Below are 18,485 nucleotides of genomic sequence, written 5' to 3'. Positions count from 1 at the left end.
CTGGACGTGAGCAGCCAGGCGTAAACATACGCTCACTCCGTTCGAGCCGCCCCCACAGGGGAAGGACAGCTAGGGGGCGGGGTACTGGCGGTGCGTGGCGTCCACGGCGGCGCGAAGGACATGCACGGGGCCGTCCTGCCGGTAGGCCTCGTGCTGCAAACGGGCACCGGTCCCGGTGCGCAGGATATCCCCAACCACTGCCTCCACGGGCCGTTCCTCGCCGTACTCCCCCAGCACGGGCCGGAGGACGTCCAGGAACCGGGCGACCACGTCCCCGGCAGGCGCGGGCACGCCGCGCAACGGATCCACGAGGTGCCCGTCGACGCCGGAGCGGCTGGCGCCCCAGGTCCAGGCCCGCAGCACGTTGGCGCCGACGGCAGCGGGTGCGGTGCCACCGCGCCAGTCACGGGCGGCGGTTTCGACCAGGGCCCTCACGAGGGTCGCGAGGACAGCGGCGTGCCTGGCATCGAGGCAGACGTCGGCAACGCGGACCTCGACGGTGGGCACGTGGCTGCTCAGCCGGGCATCCAAGTATAGCATGCGCTCATCCACCGGCACCGCGGAGGCCACCAACTGGCGGCAGTGCTCGTCGTACGCCGCCACCGAGCCAAAGACCTCGCTGGGACCGGTGGTGGGCCACCGGCTCCAGAGCTGGTACCGGTAGCTCTCGTAGCCTGTTCCGGTGCCGTTCCAGTAGGGGGAGTTGCTGCTCAGCGCGAGCAGGACAGGCAGCCAGATACGGATCCGGTCAAGGACCGCGACGCCTTCTTCCCGCGACCCGATCGCCACATGCACATGGAAACCGCAGGTCACCTGTTCCCTGGCGGTCACCCCGAAACGCTCGCGGATAAGCAGGGGGCGGGTGGCGGGCACCGTCTGCGGCATGGCCGGGCACGGGAAGACGGGAAGGGCCACCGCCGCGGCACCGGCCCGGGCCGCCACCTCGCGGGCCAGGGCCCTGCCCTCCTGGATGGCTTCGAGCTGGCCGGCCAGCGTCGTGCGCGGGGGGCACACGACCTCCATCTGCTCCTGCTGCAGTTCCAGGGTGGCCTCGTGGCCGGCGTCGGTGGTCCGCCTGCCCGCGTTCACGGCCGCTTCCCCCACCGGTGCCGGTTCAAGGGTGACGGAATCGACCAGCAGGAACTCCTCTTCCACGCCGTAGCTCCTCATGCACGCCCCTTCCGCCCCGCCTCACGATGACCGGGGAAGCGTAGCACCCGACCCCCGCAACCCGTCCGCACCCGCCAGGACCTAAAAGCGCTGCACCGGCGTCTTGCTTGAGTTCCAACCGTCCACGGTTTTCAGCGCCCTGACGCCCAGGGCCGCAAGTCCCCACTACGCCCTCCGGGCAAATTGACGGAGGAGATGGGTGCCTGCATGCTCAACAGGTGAATCCTGACGAGAAGCGGATTGCCTTACTTATCGATGCCGACAACGCGCCGGCGTCCAAGATTGATGTTGTCCTCGCCGAAGTGGCCCGCCATGGTGTCGCCAACGTACGGCGGGCCTACGGCGATTGGAAAAGCCCCCGCCTGCAGCAATGGGAAGCTGCTCTCCATCCGCATGCAATACGCCCCATGCAGCAATTTGCCTACAGCACCGGCAAAAATGCCGCCGACATGGCCATGGTGATTGACGCCATGGATCTGTTGAGTGCGGGGTCGGTGGATGCGTTCGCTCTTGTTTCGAGCGATGCTGACTTCACGCCACTGGTCATGCGAATACTGGCGAATGGCTTGAAGGTCTACGGCTTTGGCGAGAGAAAAACTCCCGAGCCGTTCGTCAATGCCTGTTCGCTGTTCACTTATGTCGAGGGACTGGGGCAGTCCTCCGCAAGCCCTGGCAACCCGCTGGAAAAAGATCGCGGTTCCAAGAAATTGAGTGGCGATACCCGCTTGGTGCTCCTGCTGCGCAATGCTGTCGACGCTGCCAGCGGAGATGACGGCTGGGCGCACCTCGCGGGGGTCGGGCAGCAGATAAACAACCAGGCGTCGCTGGATCCGCGCAACTACGGCTATCGGAAGCTGAGCGACCTGATCGAGGCAACAGGGCTTTTCGACCTCAGGCGGGAACAGTTAAAATTCCTTGTTCGGGACAAGCGCACCCAAACACGGGGCGTATCCGGGTAGGGAACCATCCCTCAGTGGCTCATGTCATGGCACGCCGACGCGGGCAGGCAAGGCGGCATACGTGGGCCCGCAGCCGCCGTGCCGTACTGCCTGCGTGGCCGGCGGACCCGGCGCCGTAGCCGTAGCCGTAGCCGCGGAAACCCCAACCCTTAATGCGCCTGGTCGATCCTGTTGGACCGGCCGGGCAGAGCGAACCCGCATCCGGAGGGTGTATTGCGGCGGCTGCCGGGGTACACCGCATGCCCTTCGAGGAACGGATGCACATCGGTCCGGTCTACTTTGGCCTGGGCGCGCCCGGCCGACGCTGTCCAGGGAACTTGATCCTGCCCAGGGAACTGGCCCTGTCCCGGACTGACCGGACACGGAAGCGCGTTATTTCCGGACCGCGACGCCGGAGGGCGGCAAGGGCGGCAGAATGGTGGACATGGGTGAACTGTTCGCGGTGTTTCTGCGCGGGATCAACGTCGGCGGGGTGCGGATCGCCATGAAAGACCTGCAGCAGGCGCTCGCCGCCGCCGGCTTTGCGGGAGTGCGGACGCTGCTGGCTTCGGGAAACGTGGTGCTGGAGGCGGACACCGGGGCTGGGAGCGTGAAGGAGCGGGTCGAGTCCGCCCTGCGGGAGCGGTTCGGCTACGAGGCGTGGGTGATCGTAAAGACGGCCCCGCAGGTGCACGCAATCGTCGCCCGCTACCCGTTCGGAAGTTCCCCCGGCCTGCACGCGTACGCGGTCCTCGCCACGGAAGCGGAAACCGTGACGGACTTGGTGGGCGCCTTGGAGCCTTCACCCACCGAGCGCTGGCAGGCCGCCGGGGACGTGCTGTATTGGGAGGTCCCGAAGGGCAGTTCGCTGGACACCAACCTGGCCAAGCGGCTCGCCCAGGCGAAGTACAAGCCCCTGACAACCACACGCAACCTGAATACGCTGGAGAAGGTCGCCGCCGCGCTGGCATAGCGCGCCGGCCGCACCAGGCCGTGCCCTGTTCAGCCCCCCGGCTAGTTCGCGGCTTTCAGGCGGTCCACCTGAAGCAGCAGTTGGGGCAGTGACTCCTCGAACGTGCCCCTGGACCATGATCCCGGCAGCGTGGTCTGGTAATACAGCCCCTCCCCAATGAGCATGATCGCCTCCGCCGCATGGGGGTTCGCCACCTCCGTCCGGATCAGGTCCAGCCATGTCCGGTGCAGCGACTCCAGTGCCTGCACGGCTGCCGGGTTGTTCCCTTGGGCCAGACGCAGCACCGCCCGGAAGTAGTCGTCCAGCTCCGTGTCCGTCTGGCAGGAGGTTTGGACGTAGTACCGGGAGGGACCCTCCGGCGCCGCGGCCATCTCCGCAACGTCCCGGGCGGCCACCTCGCCGAACCGGACGATCACGGCCTCGGCGAGTGCCTCCTTGCTCTTGAAGTGGTACAACAGCCCGCCCTTGGACACGCCGGCCCGCGCGGCGGTCGCGTCCATCGTCGCGGCCCGCTCCCCGTCCTCGCAAAGCAGCGCGCAGTAGGCGGCAAGGATCTTCTCTTTGGCGTGCGGAGGGCGGGACATGACTAAGACTTTATCGTCCCGCTCCACGCATGGCCCTGTCCTGGTACGGGCAACTAGTCCTGTCCCGGCACGGGCAACCGGGCCCTGCCACCGCATTGATAACTAAACAGTCCAGACGGTACATTTATGGGGAAGCCCCGAACTGAACCCACCCCAACCCCACCCACCCCAGGACCAGACCATGCCTGCCCCGCTTGTCCAGCCGCCACTGCAGACCCACACCCAGCCCGCCGCCCGCCGCTGGGCGGCCCTTGCCGTCCTGCTCCTGCCGGTCCTGCTCGTCTCGGTGGACAACACCGTGCTCAGCTTTGCTGTCCCGGCCCTCTCGGCCGCGCTGGGACCCACCGGGACACAGTTGCTCTGGATCATCGACATCTATCCCCTGGTACTGGCCGGCCTGCTGGTCCCCATGGGCAGCCTGGGCGACCGGATCGGCCGCCGGCGGCTCCTCCTCATCGGCGCCACCGGCTTCGCCGCCATCTCCGCAGCCGCCGCCTTCGCCCCCTCCGCCGCCGCCCTGATCGGGGCGCGGGCCCTGCTGGGCGTCTTCGGGTCGATGCTCATGCCGGCCACGCTGTCGCTGATCCGCAACATCTTCACCGACACCGCCGAGCGGCGCACCGCAATAGCAATCTGGGCGGCAGCTTTCTCCGGCGGCGCCGCCCTGGGGCCGATCGTCGGCGGGGTCCTCCTTGAACACTTCTGGTGGGGCGCGGTGTTCCTGCTGGCCGTGCCGGTACTCATCCCCCTGCTGGTGCTCGGTCCGGCCTTCGTCCCCGAGTCGCGCGACCCGCACCCGGGTCCGGTGGACCCGGGCAGCATCCTGCTGTCCATCGGCACCCTGCTGCCGCTGGTCTATGGCATCAAGGCCATGACGACGGCGGACGGGCGGCTCGCCGGGGCGGCCTCGCTGGCGCTGGGGCTGGGGCTGGGCGCACTCTTCGTACGCCGCCAACTGCGCCGGGACCACCCAATGCTGGACATGCGCCTGCTCCGGAACCCAGTGTTCAGCGGGGCCCTGCTGGTGAACCTCTTCGGCGTCTTCGCCCTGGTGGGCTTCATCTACTTCCTGTCCCAGCACCTGCAACTGGTCGCCGGCAAGTCCCCGGTCGAGGCGGGCGCGCTGATGCTCCCGGGGCTGGCCCTGACGGTCCTGGGCGGCTTCGCCTCCGTTCCGGCGGTGCGCCGCTTCGGTCCCGCCGCGGTGGTACTGGCGGGACTCGCCTTGAGCGCCACGGCCTACACCGTGGTGCTGGTTTGGGGCCGCGAGGGATCACTGGCGGCCATCATGGCGGCGTTCGCCGTACTGGGGGCCGGCGTCGGCCTCGCCGAGACCGTCTCCAACGACCTCGCCCTTGCCGCCGCCCCTGCGGCCAAGGCAGGTGCCGCCGCAGCCGTATCGGAGACGGCCTACGAGGTCGGGGCCGTCCTGGGAACGGCCGTTCTGGGCAGCATCCTCAACGCCTCCTACGCCCGGGGGCTGCACCTTCCCGCCGGACTGGACCCCGGGCAGGCCGAGGCGGCGCGGCAAACCCTCGGCGGAGCCGTGGAGGTCGCCGCGCAGTTGCCCCCGGACCAGGCCGGCGCCGCCCGGGCTTTGCTCGCTTCCGCTGCCCACTCCTTCGATTCGGGCGTGGCCATCACGTCCGCGGTGGCGGTGGCCCTCACCCTGGCGGCCGCCATCGTGGCCTTCCGCACGCTGCGGAGGCATCCGGGCCCCTAGCGGTACGGGCAGGACAGCGGTACGGGGCGCCATTTTCGGCGCCCACCACGCCTCCTTCCGCCCGGAAACCCTGCAACGCCATGGTTTTACGGGCCGGAAACCTGTGCTTGGGGTTGCCGTAACGCCGGCCGCCTAGGCTGGGGCCACCCGCGGCGCCGCCATGCGCCGCAGCGGAGCCGGCCTTCGGCTCCGCGCAGGCCTACGGAAAGGACACGGACGTGGCCCTTGGAATGACTTCCGGCGTCGCGGCCGACTGGCTGCCCGCCTGTTGGATTGACGACCTGCCCATCGGCTGGGGCCAGAGCCTTTGGCTGGACGGCCGGCAGGTCGCCATCTTCCGCTTCCCCGACGGGACGGTCCACGCAACCTCGCCCGCTTGTCCCTCGACCGGAGCGCCGGTGATGGCGGCGGGCATCATGGGCACCCGGCTGACCTCCGAGGGGCTGGTACATACCCTCACCGGCGCCGGGCGCAAGGAGGGGTACCGGCTGGACACCGGGGAGTGCCTGGCCCCGGACCGCCCGCGCCTGCCTGTCCACCCCGTCCGGGTTGAGGCAGGGCGGGTCCTGGTGGGGGCCGCGACGCTGCAGCTTCCCCAAGAGTGAATACTCCCCAGGCTCCCCACACCGGCTGCCCGCGGGGCGGGAGCAAGGTCACATCCGTCCGATGCTTAAGGCACCGAGACGATGCGGGTGACCGAACGGAGGCCCTGCATCAGGTACATCCGCTCCTGCGCGGTGCCCGCCCGCGCCGCATCAACCCGGGCCCGTGGGCCGTCCTGCGGGCCGCCCCCACCCGGCATGCAAGGTGAAGTTCCGGACACAGTTAGGCAAACTTCCGAACTTTCACCGCCGGTGGGGTAGTAACCGGTCCCGGAGTGCCGTAGTGTTAGTGGCTGTAGTCGTTGTTTTCTCGCAGTAATTCGGTACCAAGTCCCGGGCTCCCGGGGCGTGTTCCTTTTTGACCAGCGGTGAATCACGTAGCTGCATGTGGTTGCCCATTCCGGCGGCCACTCCCCTACGTCCATCCAGGACAGTCTCGAAAGGACACACATCATGGCAACCGGTACCGTTAAGTGGTTCAACGCCGAAAAGGGCTTCGGCTTCATTGCTCCGGACGACAACTCCGATGACGTTTTCGCGCACTACTCCGCGATCCAGTCCAAGGGCTTCCGCGCTCTCGAAGAGGGCCAGCGCGTCGAGTTCGAGGTCTCCCAGGGCCAGAAGGGCCTGCAGGCCACGGACATCCGCCCGCTGTAACCAGCGCGGAACCACCAGTTCCTAAAGAACGGCGGCAACACCCACGGGTGTTGCCGCCGTTCTTTTGCGTGCAGGGGTTTTTTGCGTGCAAGGGAGCGTGGAGCCTTCCATGCGCACCCTCCCGGGGACCCGTTGCCCGGGTTTCCGGGGCCCGTTGCGGCACCGCCGGGGAACGGGCCGGGGAATGATCCGTCCGGCGTCCGGGTTGGGAGGGGTGTGAGCCTTCCTTTGTCGATACTCGACCTTGCCCCGATCCCCTACGGCGGCAGCGCCGCCCAAACCTTTTCCGAAAGCGTCGCCCTGGCACAGGCCGCCGAGGCTGCCGGGTACCGCCGCGTCTGGTACGCCGAACACCACAACATGCCCGGCATCGCCTCCAGCGCCACCGCGGTGCTGATCGCCCACGTGGCCAACCACACCTCCACCATCCGGTTGGGGGCCGGAGGCATCATGCTGCCCAACCACTCCCCGCTGGTGATCGCCGAACAGTTCGGCACCTTGGAGACCCTCTTCCCGGGCCGCATCGACCTTGGGCTGGGACGGGCCCCGGGCAGCGACATGGCCACGTTCCGGGCGCTGCGCCGCGACCCGGCGGCAGCGGATGCGTTCCCGCACGACGTGCTGGAGCTGCAGGCCTTCCTCGCCGGGGAGAGCCGCATCCCCGGCGTGGACGCCTACCCGGGCAAGGGCACCGGCGTTCCCCTGTACATGCTCGGCTCAAGCCTGTTCGGGGCACGCCTGGCCGCCCAGTTGGGCCTGCCCTATGCGTTCGCTTCCCACTTCGCCCCGGAGGCGCTGCAGCAGGCGGTCGCCCTCTACCGCAGGGAATTCCGCCCCTCGGAGCAGTTGGCCGAACCCTACGTATTGGCCGGTGTCGGCGTGGTGGCGGCAGACAGCAATGCGGAGGCCCATTCCGGCATGGAGCGCGTGCGCCGCGAGCGGGTGCGCCGGTTCGTGCTGCGCGGGCAGACCCGCGAGTTCACCGACGACGAGGTCGATGCCATCATCGATTCGGGCTCCGCCGAGCAGGTGCTGCGCATGCTCACCTACACGGCAGTCGGCTCGCCCGACGCAGTGCGCGATTACCTCGAGGGGTTCGTTGCACACGCCGGCGCCGACGAACTGATCACCATGCATGCCCTCCCCGAGGCCCAGGAGCGGCTGCACTCGATCGAACTGACCGCGCACGCCCTGGGCCTCGCAGGCGCCGTCCGGTAGGCGGGCGAACCCCGCGGGCCTCCACACCCGCGTACCCGAGGCGGATCCCACCCGAAGGATCCCTTTCCGCGGCACCGCCGCCGGAAAGGGGTCCTTTCGCCGATGCCCGGGCGGCCATAGGCTAGGGGTGGCAACCACGGAAGCGGCGTCCCTGGCCCGCCCGGGGTTGGGCGCTGCCCCGTGCCCGTGACCATCCCCGGCGGCACCGCCGGCACATCAAGGAGGAGTCTGGATGAGCGACTACTACGACGAGACCGTCTTCGACGAGGAGCCGGCCGACGACCTGGATGGGGAACCCGACGACGGCCGGGACGGGCTTCCGCCGGTTGGATCCTCGGACTCGCCGGAGACGATGGATGAGATCGATCCGCTGCACAAGCACAAGTACCTCCTCGACGACGACCTCTCAACCCCCGAGGAACTGGACGACGAAGAGGTTCCCGAGCCCTGGGACGCTACCGACGACGAGCCTCCCATGAGCCCCGAGGAAATCGGCGAGTAGCCGGCCCCGTGCCTGTCGGGGCCGGGGCTGTCCCCGGCCCCGACAGGCACTTGGCCTGGCCGCCCTAAACCGGGGTCTTGGGCGCCTGGTCCCCGTCGCCAAACCTCTTTTCCGCGATCCGGCGCCGCTGCGTGTCCAGGTGGTCCATGACCGGTCCGGTGGTGGCCCCGTGCAGCACGATGGACATGGCCACGACCAGGCCCACCAGGGCCCACAGTTCGTCGGTCTGCTCCCCAAAGGAGCCTTTCCCCAACGCGTAGGCGAGGTAGTAGAGCGAGCCGATGCCGCGGATACCGAAGAAGGCGATGGCGACCCGCTCCCGGGGCCCGGTCCTGCCGCGTGCCAGGGCGATCCAGCCGGCGAGGGGCCGGACCACCAGGAGAAAGGCCAGTGCGACCGCCACCTCGCCCCACCCGATGCCCTGCAGCAGGCCGCGGGAGATGGCCCCGCCCAGCAGCACCAGGATGACGACGGTCATCAGCCGCTCCAGCTGCTCGACGTAGCTGTGCAGAACCCGGTGGTAGCCGTGGGTGCGTTCCGCCGCGCGGATGGCCAGCGCGCAGACGAACACCGCCACGAAGCCGTAGCCCTCGATCATTTCCGTGACCCCGTAGGCCAGGAACGTCGCGGCGAGGGCCACGAAACCCTCAGAGTGCTCGGCCAGCCGGATCCCCTTGAGGCGGCGGGAGAAGAACACCACGGCCAGCAGCCGGCCGGTGCCCAGCCCGGTGAGCACGCCGGCGCCGATCCTCCAGAGGACATCCACGGCGAACCATTCAGGGAACCAGGCCGCCGGGGAGACCCCGACCAGGCTGATGGAGATGGCAAGGTAGACGAACGGAAAGGCGAATCCGTCGTTCAGGCCGGCCTCGGAAGTGAGGCCAAACCGGATCTCGTCCTCCCGGTCCGTTCCCTCTTCCTCGTCCGCAGGCTCCCCCACCTGCACCTCGGACGCCAGCACGGGGTCTGTGGGGGCCAGGGCCGCCCCGACCAGCAGGGCCGCGGCCACGCCCAGGCCCAGCACCCACAATCCCAGCAGCGCCAGCATGGCGATGCACAGCGGCATGGCCACGGCGAGCATCCGCCACGTCGTCGCCCAGCCCCGCCACCCGAGGGGCCGGTCCAGGGCAAGCCCTGCGCCCATGAGCGAGATGATGACGCACACCTCGGTAAGGTGCGTCGTAAATTCCCCGTACCGGACGGGGTTCGGATCGGGGAGGTTCCCCAGGAGGGCGAAGACCAGCGCCCCGGCGCCCAGGAAGACCATGGGCATCGACACCGGCGCACGGCTCAGCAGGCGGGGCAGCACTGCCGCCGCGAAGACGGCCGCGCCGGCTGCGGCGAAAACTATGCTGGGGACTTCGAACACGGTGGTCCTTCGGGAGTCGGCATGCTCCCGCTAAGCCAACCATGGACGCCGCCTCCGTAACAGGGGCGGCGCGGAACCCTGCGGGGCCGGGGACCCGGCCGGCCGGGGAGGCTAAGCTGGCCCGGCGGCATCACGCCGCGGAGGGCACCGGACAGGAGCGGCGATGGTCAACCCCGTGCACCTGCGCACGCTGTTGGAGGTTATGCGGCAGGGTTCCTTCGCCGCGGCCGCAGCGCGGTTGGGCTACACCGCCTCCGCGGTGTCCCAGCAGATGGCCGCACTGGAACGGGACACCGGGGCCGTGCTGTTCACCCGCTCCGCGCGCAGCATCGTCCCCACCGAAGCCGCCACCACCATGGTCCGCCATGCGCGCCGGGTCCTGACCGACCTCGACGCCCTGCTCGCCGCGACCGCCGCCGGCCCCGCCGGCCGCCCGGTGCACGAGGTCAGGCTGGGGGTCTTCCCTTCCCTGGCGGCCTTCGCCCTGCCCCGGCTGTTCGCCTCCCCCGGATGGGACCAGTTGGGCCTGTCCCTGCGGCTGAGCGTGGGCGAACCTTCCCAAACGGTGCCGGGGCTGCGGGCCGGGGGCGAACTGGACCTGGCGGTCGTGTTCCAGGTCGGCGCCGCGGGCCTGGCCTGGCCCGGGCACCTGGAGCGCCGCTGGCTGGGGGAGGACCCGTTCCGGGTGGTCCTGCCGCGGACCTGGGGCCTGGCCGACGGCTCGGAAGTCAGCGCCGAACAACTGGCCGGCATGCCCTGGATCATGCACCACCCCGGCTCGCCGGACGCCACCGTAATTGCCCGCCTCTTCGCCTCCTGCGGGATGCATCCGCACGTGGCCGCCTACTGCGACGACTTCAACGCCTCGCTGGGGCTGGTCCGGGCCGGGCTGGGCGCGGCACTGATCCCCGACCTGGCCCTGCGGCAGCCGCCTCCGGAGGCCGTCATCGTGAACGTGCCCGAAATCCGCCCGGTGCGCGGGATCCTTGCCCTGCGGCCCGAGGGTGCGCCGAACCCGCAGGTGGACCTGCTGCTTGAACGCCTCGCCGGGATCCTGGAGGGCGGCCGGACGCGCTAGCCCGGCGTGGCCGCCGTGCCCGCCATGGAGGGTGCGACTACTTGTTGCCCCGGGTGGTGACGGAGGACTTCGTAACCGTCGAGGACCCGGTGGAGCGGATCCCGCTGCTGCCCGCGCCGGTGTTGTGGCTGAGCGTGGAGCCGCTCAGCGTGACCGTGGCCCGGTAGGCCGCGAGGCCTCCGGTGTAGCGGCCGGGGGCGTATCCGGCCCAACCGTTGGAGGTCAGGATGGACGTGGAGACCACCACGTCCCGGGTCCGGGCCACCGCGATGCCGGCCTGGCCGTTGAGCTTGACGGTGGTGCCGGTGACCGAGGCGGAGGCACCGGTGATGCGGATGCCGGCCCCGTGGTTGACCGCCACGCGGGCGCTGAAGACCTGGCTGTGGGCTCCGGAGAGGATGAGCGCCCCGGTGTCCGTGCCGTTCGCGTAGGCCACCACGTTCAGCCGGCCCACCCGGGACCATGTGCCGGCCTTGACGGCGTAGCTGCGGGCCCCGAGGGCGTAGGAGACCTTGGAACTGGAAGCCTGCCCCGTCCAGACAGTGCGGTACTTGTGGTCCACCCAGTACGTGCCGGACTGGACCTTCGATTTGGAGGAGACCGGCACCAGGTGGGCCCCGTTGCGGAAGAGCATCTGCGCGGTGTTGCACTTGTAGCCGGACTTGCAGGCCGCGGAGCCGGAGTCGGAGGTCGGCACCCACGTGCTCTTGATCCTGTACAGCCTGCCGGACTTGGTGGTCGTCACGGACACGCTGCCGTCCAGGTGCGTGGCGGAGGAACCGGCGCCGACCAGGGTCTGCCGGGCCTTGAGCACCACGTTGCCGGTGTTGAAGCGGCCGCTGCCCAGGCAGACCACCGCTCCCTGCGGCTGCCTGTTGACCGCATCCTGGATGCTCCGGCCCGCCGCGACAGTGACGGAGCAGTGGGAGCGGGCCGAGATGCCTTGGCTTACCGCGGGGGCGCTGCTGGCCGTGACCTTCTTGATCCACGGAGACTTGGGGTAATTCCCTCCCGCCCAGACCGCCGTGAAGCGGAACGCGGTGCCGCTGACAGTCGAGGTGGTCCCGTTCGAGGAAGTGGCCGTCGCCGTCTTGATGGTGGTGTCGGGGTTTTGGGCGTAGGTAATCCTGGCGACGTCGTCGAGGCCGAACACTTTGGCGGCCTGGGCCTGAGTGATGGAGGTGCTCCAGGAGGCGTTCGGGTTGCCCGCGTCCGCGTGCAGGGACCACTTGTCGGCCTTGCCAACCAGGTAGGGCACGGATCCTCCCCACACGTCGGCGGAGGAACGCGAGTGGCCGCCGTTGGAGGAGGAGTAGTAGGTCTGGGCCAGCGCTCCCTTGTAGGTGACAACCTGGGCCTTCGTGGGGGTGCCGGCGGCGTTGCGGGTCACGGTGGCGTCCACCGCCTCCTTCCAGCGGTTGCCGTAGTAGGCGTTGGTTCCCTCGGATTCCTTGTTCCAGCCGGTGAATTTTTGGTCCCCGACCTCGTCCACCACGTTGCAGTCGCAGGAGGAGCGCACGGTTCCCATCTTGCGCAGCGCGTAGGTGCGCCCGGCGATCGCCTGGACCTTGCGGGTCTCCAGCGGCCAGGAGGAGGGCACCTCGGCCAGGCCATAGAGGTATTCGTCATTCAGGCGCAGGATGTTGACCAGGTTGACCATGCCGCCGACCACCTTGGCCTCGAGCCGGCCGTGGCGGTAGCCGACGGTGCCGGTGCCCCCGCTGGCCTTGGGCACCGAGACGACCGCCTTGGCCGTGGAGGCCCAGGCGCGGGTCCCCTGCCAGGTGAGGCCGACCGCGCCGGCGGCGGTGGCGGTCAGTGTTCCGTCCTTGACCTCGTCCTGGAGCCCTCCCGTGGCTGAGGTGACCTTCGTGACCGTATACCGGGCCTTGCCCCCGGAGACGGAGAAGGAGACCTTGGCCCCGGCGGAGGCGGTCACGGTCCGGGCGCCGTCGCTCAGGCGGAGCGATCCCCCGGAGACGGTGGCCGAGGCGGTGGCGGACTGGAGCAGCTGGACGCGGATGTCGCTGGCGGCGTAGGCGGACCAGGCGGAGACTTCCGCTCCGGTGTAGTAGTGCTCAATGATCCCCCGGGCCGTGTACCCGTTGACCGCCATGGCCCGGGCCCCGTACTGGCTCAGGCCCACGCCGTGGCCCCATCCTGCTCCGGCGACGGTGAAGGAAGCGGGCACCGCGTCGTGGTCGAGGCGGTAGGCGGTGCCGTCGGAACGCACGCCGATAATGCCGCCGTCGAATTTCTGCCGCAGGTCGCTGCCGCTCCTGTACTCCTCCCCCGCCGGATAGCCCAGGGGCCCGTTTTCCCATCCGGTGTCCGCCCAGGCCCGGGCGATCTTCGTCTTGACGGTGAGGGCCTTGCGGGTGTTCGACCAGAAGACCAGGCCGTGGCGGTAGGAGCGCCAGGAAACGCCGTCCGCCGTCGTGCTGGCCGGGGCGTCCGCCCCGCCAAGCGTCTTCTCCGCCGCCGCCAGGTAGGCCGTGTTGTCTCCGGCGGTGGAGGCCGCCGCCACCGGGGCGGAGGCCACGGGGGCGGCAACGGCCAGGGCAGGCAGAAGGAGCGCGGCAGCCAGTGCCGCGACGGCCGTACGGACGGAAATACGCATGCGGAAGTACCTTTCGCCGGGCTGTCCCGGGATCTGACGGTGGGCCGAGCCTATCCCGGAAGGGACCGGGGACGGCGCCAACGGAGCCGCCCGGCGTTGCGTCCACCTCCATTGGGTCCATCTCCATTGGGTCCGGCACCGCCCTGCCCTCTCGGTTGCCGGCCGCCGGCCGTAAGCGGCCGTTCCTGTGAAACCTGCGGGGCAGGGAGGACGCCTGCTCAGCGGCTGCTCAGCGGCGGGCGCGCAGGGCGGCGGAGATCCGGTCCGCGGCGGCGCTGAGCTTGGGCAGCATCTCCAGGGCCGTGGCCAGCGGCTCCTCCGGCGTGCCCGGGGAGGGAGCGGGGGTGCTGGTGGAGGCGTTCAGTGCGGCCTGCACGGTTCCGTCCGCGCCGAAGACCGGAACGGCGATCGAGCGCAGCCCGGTTTCCAGTTCCTGGTCCACGAAGCACCAGCCGCGCTCGCGCACGGCGGCCAGCTCCCTGCGGAGGGATTCCTCCGAGACGATGGTGTTGGGGGTCAGCGGTACCAGGGGGCGCGCGGCCAGTGCCCTGTCCAGCTCCTGCGGGTCCAGATGGGCCAGCAGCACCCGCCCCATCGAGGTGGCGTAGGCCGGAAAGCGGGTGCCCACGGCGATCCCCACGCGCATGATGCGGCGGGTGTGGACGCGGGCGATGTAGACGACGTCGGCACCGTCCAGGATGGAGGCCGAACAGGACTCGTTCAGTTCCGCGGAGAGTTCCTCCAGGACCGGTTCGATCAACTGCGGCAGGGTATGGCTGGACAGGTAGGAGTAGCCCAGCTGCAGCACCTGGGCGGTGAGCTCGAAGAGCTTGCCGTCGAAGCGCACATAGCCGAGGTCGGCCAGGGTGTGCAGGAAACGGCGGGCCGTGGCGCGGGAGAGGCCGGTGCGGCGGGCGACGTCGGTGAGGGTCATGGCGGGGTGTTCGGCGTCGAACGCGCGGATCACATCCAGCCCGCGCGCCAGGGACTGCACATACTGCGTGCCCGGCGGACCGCCCGCGGAAGACTCCTCCGCGCCGTCGGGGTCTCCGGCGTCGTACACCATGGGTTCCTTTCGCGGGTGGCCACGCGGGGCCGGACGGGACGGGGCCGGGCACGGGTGCCGGGCAACCGGACCATCCTAGCGGCCGTGCCCGCCGGATCCGGCGGGCACGGCGGCGGCTAGGCGCGCGTGAGCTCCACCGGGAGGCGTCCGGCAAGCTCTTCGAAGGTGATGCCGTGCGTGGAGCGGACGGTGACCCCCTCGGGACGGATCAGGAACACCGCGGACTCGGTGTACACGCGGGAGACGCAGCCCAGGCCGGTGACCGGGTAGGTGAGCGCCTCGACCAGCTTGGACTCGCCCTGCTTGGTGAACAGGCCCATCATCACCCAGGTCTCCTTGGCTCCGATGGCCAGGTCCATCGCCCCGCCCACGGCCGGGATGGCACCGGGGGCACCGGTGTGCCAGTTGGCGAGGTCCCCGGACTGCGAGACCTGGAACGCGCCGAGCACGCACACGTCCAGGTGGCCGCCGCGCATCATCGCGAAGGAGTCCGCGTGGTGGAAGTAGGAGGCCCCCGGCAGCTCGGTGACCGGGATCTTGCCGGCGTTGATCAGGTCCTCGTCGACCTGCTCCCCGGTGGCCTGCGGGCCCATGCCCAACATGCCGTTCTCGGTGTGCAGGGTGACGTCCTGGTCCGGGCTGAGGTAGTTGGAGACCAGCGTCGGCTGGCCGATGCCCAGGTTCACGAAGGAGCCCCGGGTGATGTCCGCGGCGACCAGTTGCGCCAGCTCGTCCTTGCCCAGCGGCGCGTCGGTGGAAGTGTGGGTGGAGGTGTAGGTGGTGCTCATCGGTTGGTTCCTCCGATTTCGACGACGGTGTCCACGTAGATGCCCGGGGTCACCACGGCCTCCGGGTCAATGCCCCCGGTTTCCACGACTTCGGAGACCTGCACGATGGCGTGCTTGGCGGCGGCGGCCATGATCGGGCCGAAGTTCCGGGCGGTCTTGCGGTAGACCAGGTTTCCGGTGCGGTCCGCGCGCAGCGCCTTGACCAGGGCGAAGTCGGCGTGGATCGGGGACTCCAGGACATAGCCCTTGCCGTCGATGACCCGGGTTTCCTTGCCCTCGGCCAGCAGGGTGCCGTAGCCGGTGGGGGTGAAGAACCCCCCGATGCCGGCTCCGGCGGCGCGCAGGCGTTCGGCCAGGTTGCCCTGCGGGACCAGTTCCAGCTCGATCTCCCCGGCCCGGTAGGCCTCATCGAAGTGCCAGGAGTCGGACTGGCGCGGGAAGGAACAGATGATCTTCTTCACGCGGCGTTCCTTGATGAGCAGCGCCAGCCCGGCATCGGCCTGGCCCGCGTTGTTGTTCACGACCGTCAGGTCGGTGGCGCCGCAATCCATCAGCGCGTCGATCAGTTCCATCGGCTGGCCGGCGTTGCCGAAGCCGCCGATGAGCACGGTGGCCCCGTCGCGGATGCCGGAGACGGCGTCCGCGGCGGAGGCCGCAAAGCGTGGTGCCATGGGTCTTCCTTCTTCCTGTGGTGGTCTTTAGCGGGCGTCGGTGTTCTCGAGCACGACGGCGATGCCCTGGCCGACGCCGATGCAGAGGGCCGCGACGCCCCAGCGCTCGCCGGAGTCCTGGAGCCGGCGGGCCAGCGTGCCGAGCACGCGCAGGCCGGAGGCGCCGAGCGGGTGGCCGATCGCGATGGCCCCGCCCCAGGCGTTGACGATGTCCTGCTCGATCCCCCACTGGTTCAGGCAGGCGATGGCCTGCGCGGCGAAGGCTTCGTTCAGTTCGACGGCGGCAACGTCCTCCCAGCCGATCCCGGCGCGCTTGAGCGCGAGGTTGGCGGCCTCCACGGGAGCCTCGCCAAAGAACTGGGGCTCGTTGGCGGCGGTGGCGCGGCCGGCGATCCGCGCGATCGGCTCGACGCCCAGCAGGCGGGCGGCCTTCTCGGAGCCCAGCCAGGCGGCGGAGGCGCCATCGTTCATCGGGGAGGCGTTGCCGGCGGTGACGGTGGCGTTCCCGCCGGTGCGGAAGACGGTGCGCAGGCCGGCCAGGGTCTCGGCGGTGGAGTCGGGGCGGACGGTTTCGTCGCGGGTGAACTCGACGCCCTTTTTGGTGTTCGGGGGCACGGGGACGACCAGGGTGCCGTACTTGCCCTCGTCCCATGCCTTGGCGGCGAGCTGGTGGGAGCGGGCGGAGAACTGGTCCTGGGCCTCGCGGGAAATGTTGTGCTTTTCGCGCAGCTGCTCGGTGGCCTCACCAAGGGAGACGGTCCACCCGGCGGGCATCTGGGGGTTCACCAGGCGCCAGCCCAGCGTGGTGTTGGCGAGCTCCAGGTTGCTCATCGGGAAAGGGCGCTCGGTCTTGGGCAGGACCCAGGGGGCGCGGGACATCGACTCCACGCCGCCGACAAGCATGAGGTCGGCCTCGCCCACCTCAATTTGGCGGGAGGCGGCGATCGCGGCGTCCAGCGAGGAGCCGCAGAGGCGGTTGACGGTGGTGCCGGGGATGGAAGTCGGCAGGCCGGCCAGCAGCGTGGCCATGCGGGCGACGTTGCGGTTTTCCTCGCCGGCGCCGTTGGCGTTGCCGAAGACGACCTCGTCGATGGCCTCCGGGTCCAGGCCCGGGGCCCGCTCGACCATGGCCTTGACGACCAGGGCTGCGAGGTCGTCCGGGCGGTGTCCCGCGAGGGCCCCGCCAATCTTCCCGAAGGGGGTGCGAACGGCGTCGTACAGATAGGCCTGCTGCATTGGGGTTCCTGCCTTCGTCATCGGATGTTCACATTGTGAACTCTTGTGCGCCTAATGAACTCTAAAGGAGTGGAGGGCCCGCGGGCAAGGCCCCCGTCCGCTGGGTCCGCTGCGGCAGCGCCGCCCCGCCCGGCCCCATCGGGCCGAATCCGGTAGCGTCATAGCCAGCACGCCGGCGCGAAAGGCCCGGCGCGCCGAACGGGGCAGGCAGGCAGGCAGGACCACGGAAGGACACCAGGGACGCGCATGGACGAGCATGTCATCACCGGGACCGGGGACGGGCTCGGCATCATCACGCTGAACAGGCCGGAAAAGATCAACGCGCTCACCCGCGGCATGGTCAAGGCCATCGCCGCCACCCTGGCCGGGTGGCGCGAGGACCGCACGGTGCAAATCGTGGTGCTGCGGGGGGCCGGCGAGCGCGGCTTCTGCGCCGGCGGGGACATCCGCGGCTTCCACGCGTCGATTACCGCGGGCCGGCCCCAGGACTTCCTGGACTTCCTCGCCGACGAGTTCGCCCTGGACCTGGCCATTGCCACCTACCCCAAGCCCGTTGTGGCCTTCATGGACGGGCTGTGCATGGGTGGCGGAGTCGGCCTGGCCGGGCACGCGGCGGTGCGCATCGTGACCCCGCGGTCGCAGGTCGGGATGCCGGAGACCCGCATCGGCTACTCCCCCGACGTCGGCGGCACCCACCTGCTCGGCCGCGCCCCGGGGAGGCTCGGCGAGCACTTCGGGCTGACCGCCGCCAGCATGGGCGCCGGGGATGCCATCCATGCCGGCTTCGCGGACTTCTGCGCCGCCCCGGAAGCGCTGGAGGAGATCCTGGCCACGCTGCCGGACTTCGCCGGGCTTTCCGGGGAAGAGATCGCCACCGGGCTGGAGATCCTCCACGGCACCCCCGCCCCGGCGTCGTCCGCCCCCGCCGCGGCCGCGCGGGGCTGGATCGACGCCGCGTACGCCCACGGAACGGCCGCGGAGATCCTGGCCGCACTGGAGGCCTCCCCCTACCCCGGCGCGGCCGAGGCGGCCGCGGCGATCCGGGCCAACTCACCGCTTGCGGTCGAAACCGCGCTGCGCGCCATCCGTGCCGCCCGCGCCGAAGACGACCTGCGCGCCGCGTTCGAGCGTGAGCACCGCATCGCCGAGTTCCTGCTGGGGCACCCGGACCTGGCCGAGGGTATCCGCGCCCAGGTGATCGACAAGGACCGCGACCCGCACTGGTCCCCGGCCACCCTCGCGGAACTGGACCCCGCCACTGTTGCCGCGGTCGCGGCCTCCGTGGGGTAG

General features: G+C 70.1%; 17 protein-coding genes. 9 read left to right on the top strand and 8 right to left on the bottom strand.

What is annotated here, in order from left to right:
* Positions 1-69: 69 nt before the first annotated feature.
* Complete coding sequence (locus NCCP_RS08545) at positions 70-1,170, bottom strand: glutamate--cysteine ligase (RefSeq protein WP_149956818.1); 1,101 nt, start codon at positions 1,168-1,170, stop codon at positions 70-72.
* A gap of 218 nt (positions 1,171-1,388) precedes the next feature.
* Here NCCP_RS08545 and NCCP_RS08540 point away from each other — a divergent pair, with 218 nt between their 5' ends.
* Together NCCP_RS08540 and NCCP_RS08535 are read left to right on the top strand one after the other, a co-directional pair.
* Positions 1,389-2,129, top strand: coding sequence for an NYN domain-containing protein (locus NCCP_RS08540; protein ID WP_149956817.1), 741 nt, complete (start codon positions 1,389-1,391; stop codon positions 2,127-2,129).
* Positions 2,130-2,553: 424 nt separating this feature from the next.
* On the top strand, positions 2,554-3,081 hold the full coding sequence (locus tag NCCP_RS08535) for a DUF1697 domain-containing protein (RefSeq protein WP_149956816.1): 528 nt from the start codon (positions 2,554-2,556) through the stop codon (positions 3,079-3,081).
* Between the two features lie 41 nt (positions 3,082-3,122).
* Here NCCP_RS08535 and NCCP_RS08530 read toward each other — a convergent pair whose 3' ends face one another.
* Positions 3,123-3,665, bottom strand: a complete 543-nt coding sequence (locus NCCP_RS08530) for a TetR/AcrR family transcriptional regulator (RefSeq protein WP_149956815.1) — start codon at positions 3,663-3,665, stop codon at positions 3,123-3,125.
* Positions 3,666-3,846: 181 nt separating this feature from the next.
* Between NCCP_RS08530 and NCCP_RS08525 the strand changes: the two genes are divergently transcribed.
* The 5 genes from NCCP_RS08525 to NCCP_RS08505 all read left to right on the top strand — a co-directional run bounded on the left by NCCP_RS08525 (position 3,847) and on the right by NCCP_RS08505 (position 8,367).
* Positions 3,847-5,388: an MFS transporter gene (locus NCCP_RS08525; RefSeq protein WP_149956814.1), complete on the top strand. Its 1,542-nt coding sequence runs from the start codon at positions 3,847-3,849 to the stop codon at positions 5,386-5,388.
* 218 nt (positions 5,389-5,606) lie between these two features.
* Positions 5,607-5,993 (top strand): nitrite reductase (NAD(P)H) small subunit, encoded by a 387-nt coding sequence (locus NCCP_RS08520; RefSeq protein ID WP_149956813.1) that lies wholly within the window; start codon positions 5,607-5,609, stop codon positions 5,991-5,993.
* A gap of 450 nt (positions 5,994-6,443) precedes the next feature.
* Positions 6,444-6,647, top strand: a complete 204-nt coding sequence (locus NCCP_RS08515; protein ID WP_149956812.1) for a cold-shock protein — start codon at positions 6,444-6,446, stop codon at positions 6,645-6,647.
* A 216-nt stretch (positions 6,648-6,863) separates the two neighbouring features.
* Positions 6,864-7,865: an LLM class flavin-dependent oxidoreductase gene (locus tag NCCP_RS08510; RefSeq protein WP_149956811.1), complete on the top strand. Its 1,002-nt coding sequence runs from the start codon at positions 6,864-6,866 to the stop codon at positions 7,863-7,865.
* A 232-nt stretch (positions 7,866-8,097) separates the two neighbouring features.
* Positions 8,098-8,367, top strand: coding sequence for a hypothetical protein (locus NCCP_RS08505; RefSeq protein ID WP_149956810.1), 270 nt, complete (start codon positions 8,098-8,100; stop codon positions 8,365-8,367).
* 64 nt (positions 8,368-8,431) lie between these two features.
* Here the strand turns inward: NCCP_RS08505 and NCCP_RS08500 are convergent, their stop codons facing one another.
* Positions 8,432-9,736, bottom strand: a complete 1,305-nt coding sequence (locus NCCP_RS08500; RefSeq protein WP_149956809.1) for a cation:proton antiporter — start codon at positions 9,734-9,736, stop codon at positions 8,432-8,434.
* A gap of 163 nt (positions 9,737-9,899) precedes the next feature.
* Here NCCP_RS08500 and NCCP_RS08495 point away from each other — a divergent pair, with 163 nt between their 5' ends.
* The gene (locus NCCP_RS08495; protein ID WP_149956808.1) at positions 9,900-10,814 is read left to right on the top strand and encodes a LysR family transcriptional regulator; all 915 of its coding nucleotides are present in this window, start codon (positions 9,900-9,902) and stop codon (positions 10,812-10,814) included.
* A 37-nt stretch (positions 10,815-10,851) separates the two neighbouring features.
* Here the strand turns inward: NCCP_RS08495 and NCCP_RS08490 are convergent, their stop codons facing one another.
* The 5 genes from NCCP_RS08490 to NCCP_RS08470 all read right to left on the bottom strand — a co-directional run bounded on the left by NCCP_RS08490 (position 10,852) and on the right by NCCP_RS08470 (position 17,195).
* Entirely contained in the window at positions 10,852-13,434 is a 2,583-nt protein-coding gene (locus NCCP_RS08490) for a SpoIID/LytB domain-containing protein (RefSeq protein ID WP_149956807.1), read from the bottom strand.
* A 229-nt stretch (positions 13,435-13,663) separates the two neighbouring features.
* The gene (locus tag NCCP_RS08485; protein WP_149956806.1) at positions 13,664-14,500 is read right to left on the bottom strand and encodes an IclR family transcriptional regulator domain-containing protein; all 837 of its coding nucleotides are present in this window, start codon (positions 14,498-14,500) and stop codon (positions 13,664-13,666) included.
* 116 nt (positions 14,501-14,616) lie between these two features.
* Positions 14,617-15,288, bottom strand: a complete 672-nt coding sequence (locus NCCP_RS08480; protein ID WP_149956805.1) for a 3-oxoacid CoA-transferase subunit B — start codon at positions 15,286-15,288, stop codon at positions 14,617-14,619.
* Positions 15,285-15,959: a 3-oxoacid CoA-transferase subunit A gene (locus NCCP_RS08475; RefSeq protein WP_149956804.1), complete on the bottom strand. Its 675-nt coding sequence runs from the start codon at positions 15,957-15,959 to the stop codon at positions 15,285-15,287. Before NCCP_RS08475 ends, NCCP_RS08480 begins: the two co-directional genes overlap by 4 nt.
* Before the next feature lie 27 nt (positions 15,960-15,986).
* Positions 15,987-17,195 (bottom strand): thiolase family protein, encoded by a 1,209-nt coding sequence (locus NCCP_RS08470; protein ID WP_149956803.1) that lies wholly within the window; start codon positions 17,193-17,195, stop codon positions 15,987-15,989.
* Between the two features lie 246 nt (positions 17,196-17,441).
* Here NCCP_RS08470 and NCCP_RS08465 point away from each other — a divergent pair, with 246 nt between their 5' ends.
* On the top strand, positions 17,442-18,485 hold the full coding sequence (locus tag NCCP_RS08465; RefSeq protein WP_149956802.1) for an enoyl-CoA hydratase/isomerase family protein: 1,044 nt from the start codon (positions 17,442-17,444) through the stop codon (positions 18,483-18,485).

The sequence above is a fragment of the Zafaria cholistanensis genome (assembly GCF_008580665.1).
GTDB lineage: Bacteria > Actinomycetota > Actinomycetes > Actinomycetales > Micrococcaceae > Zafaria > Zafaria cholistanensis.
The sequence above is the reverse complement of the archived record's forward strand: the minus strand, read 5'-3'. Positions and strand labels throughout refer to the sequence as shown.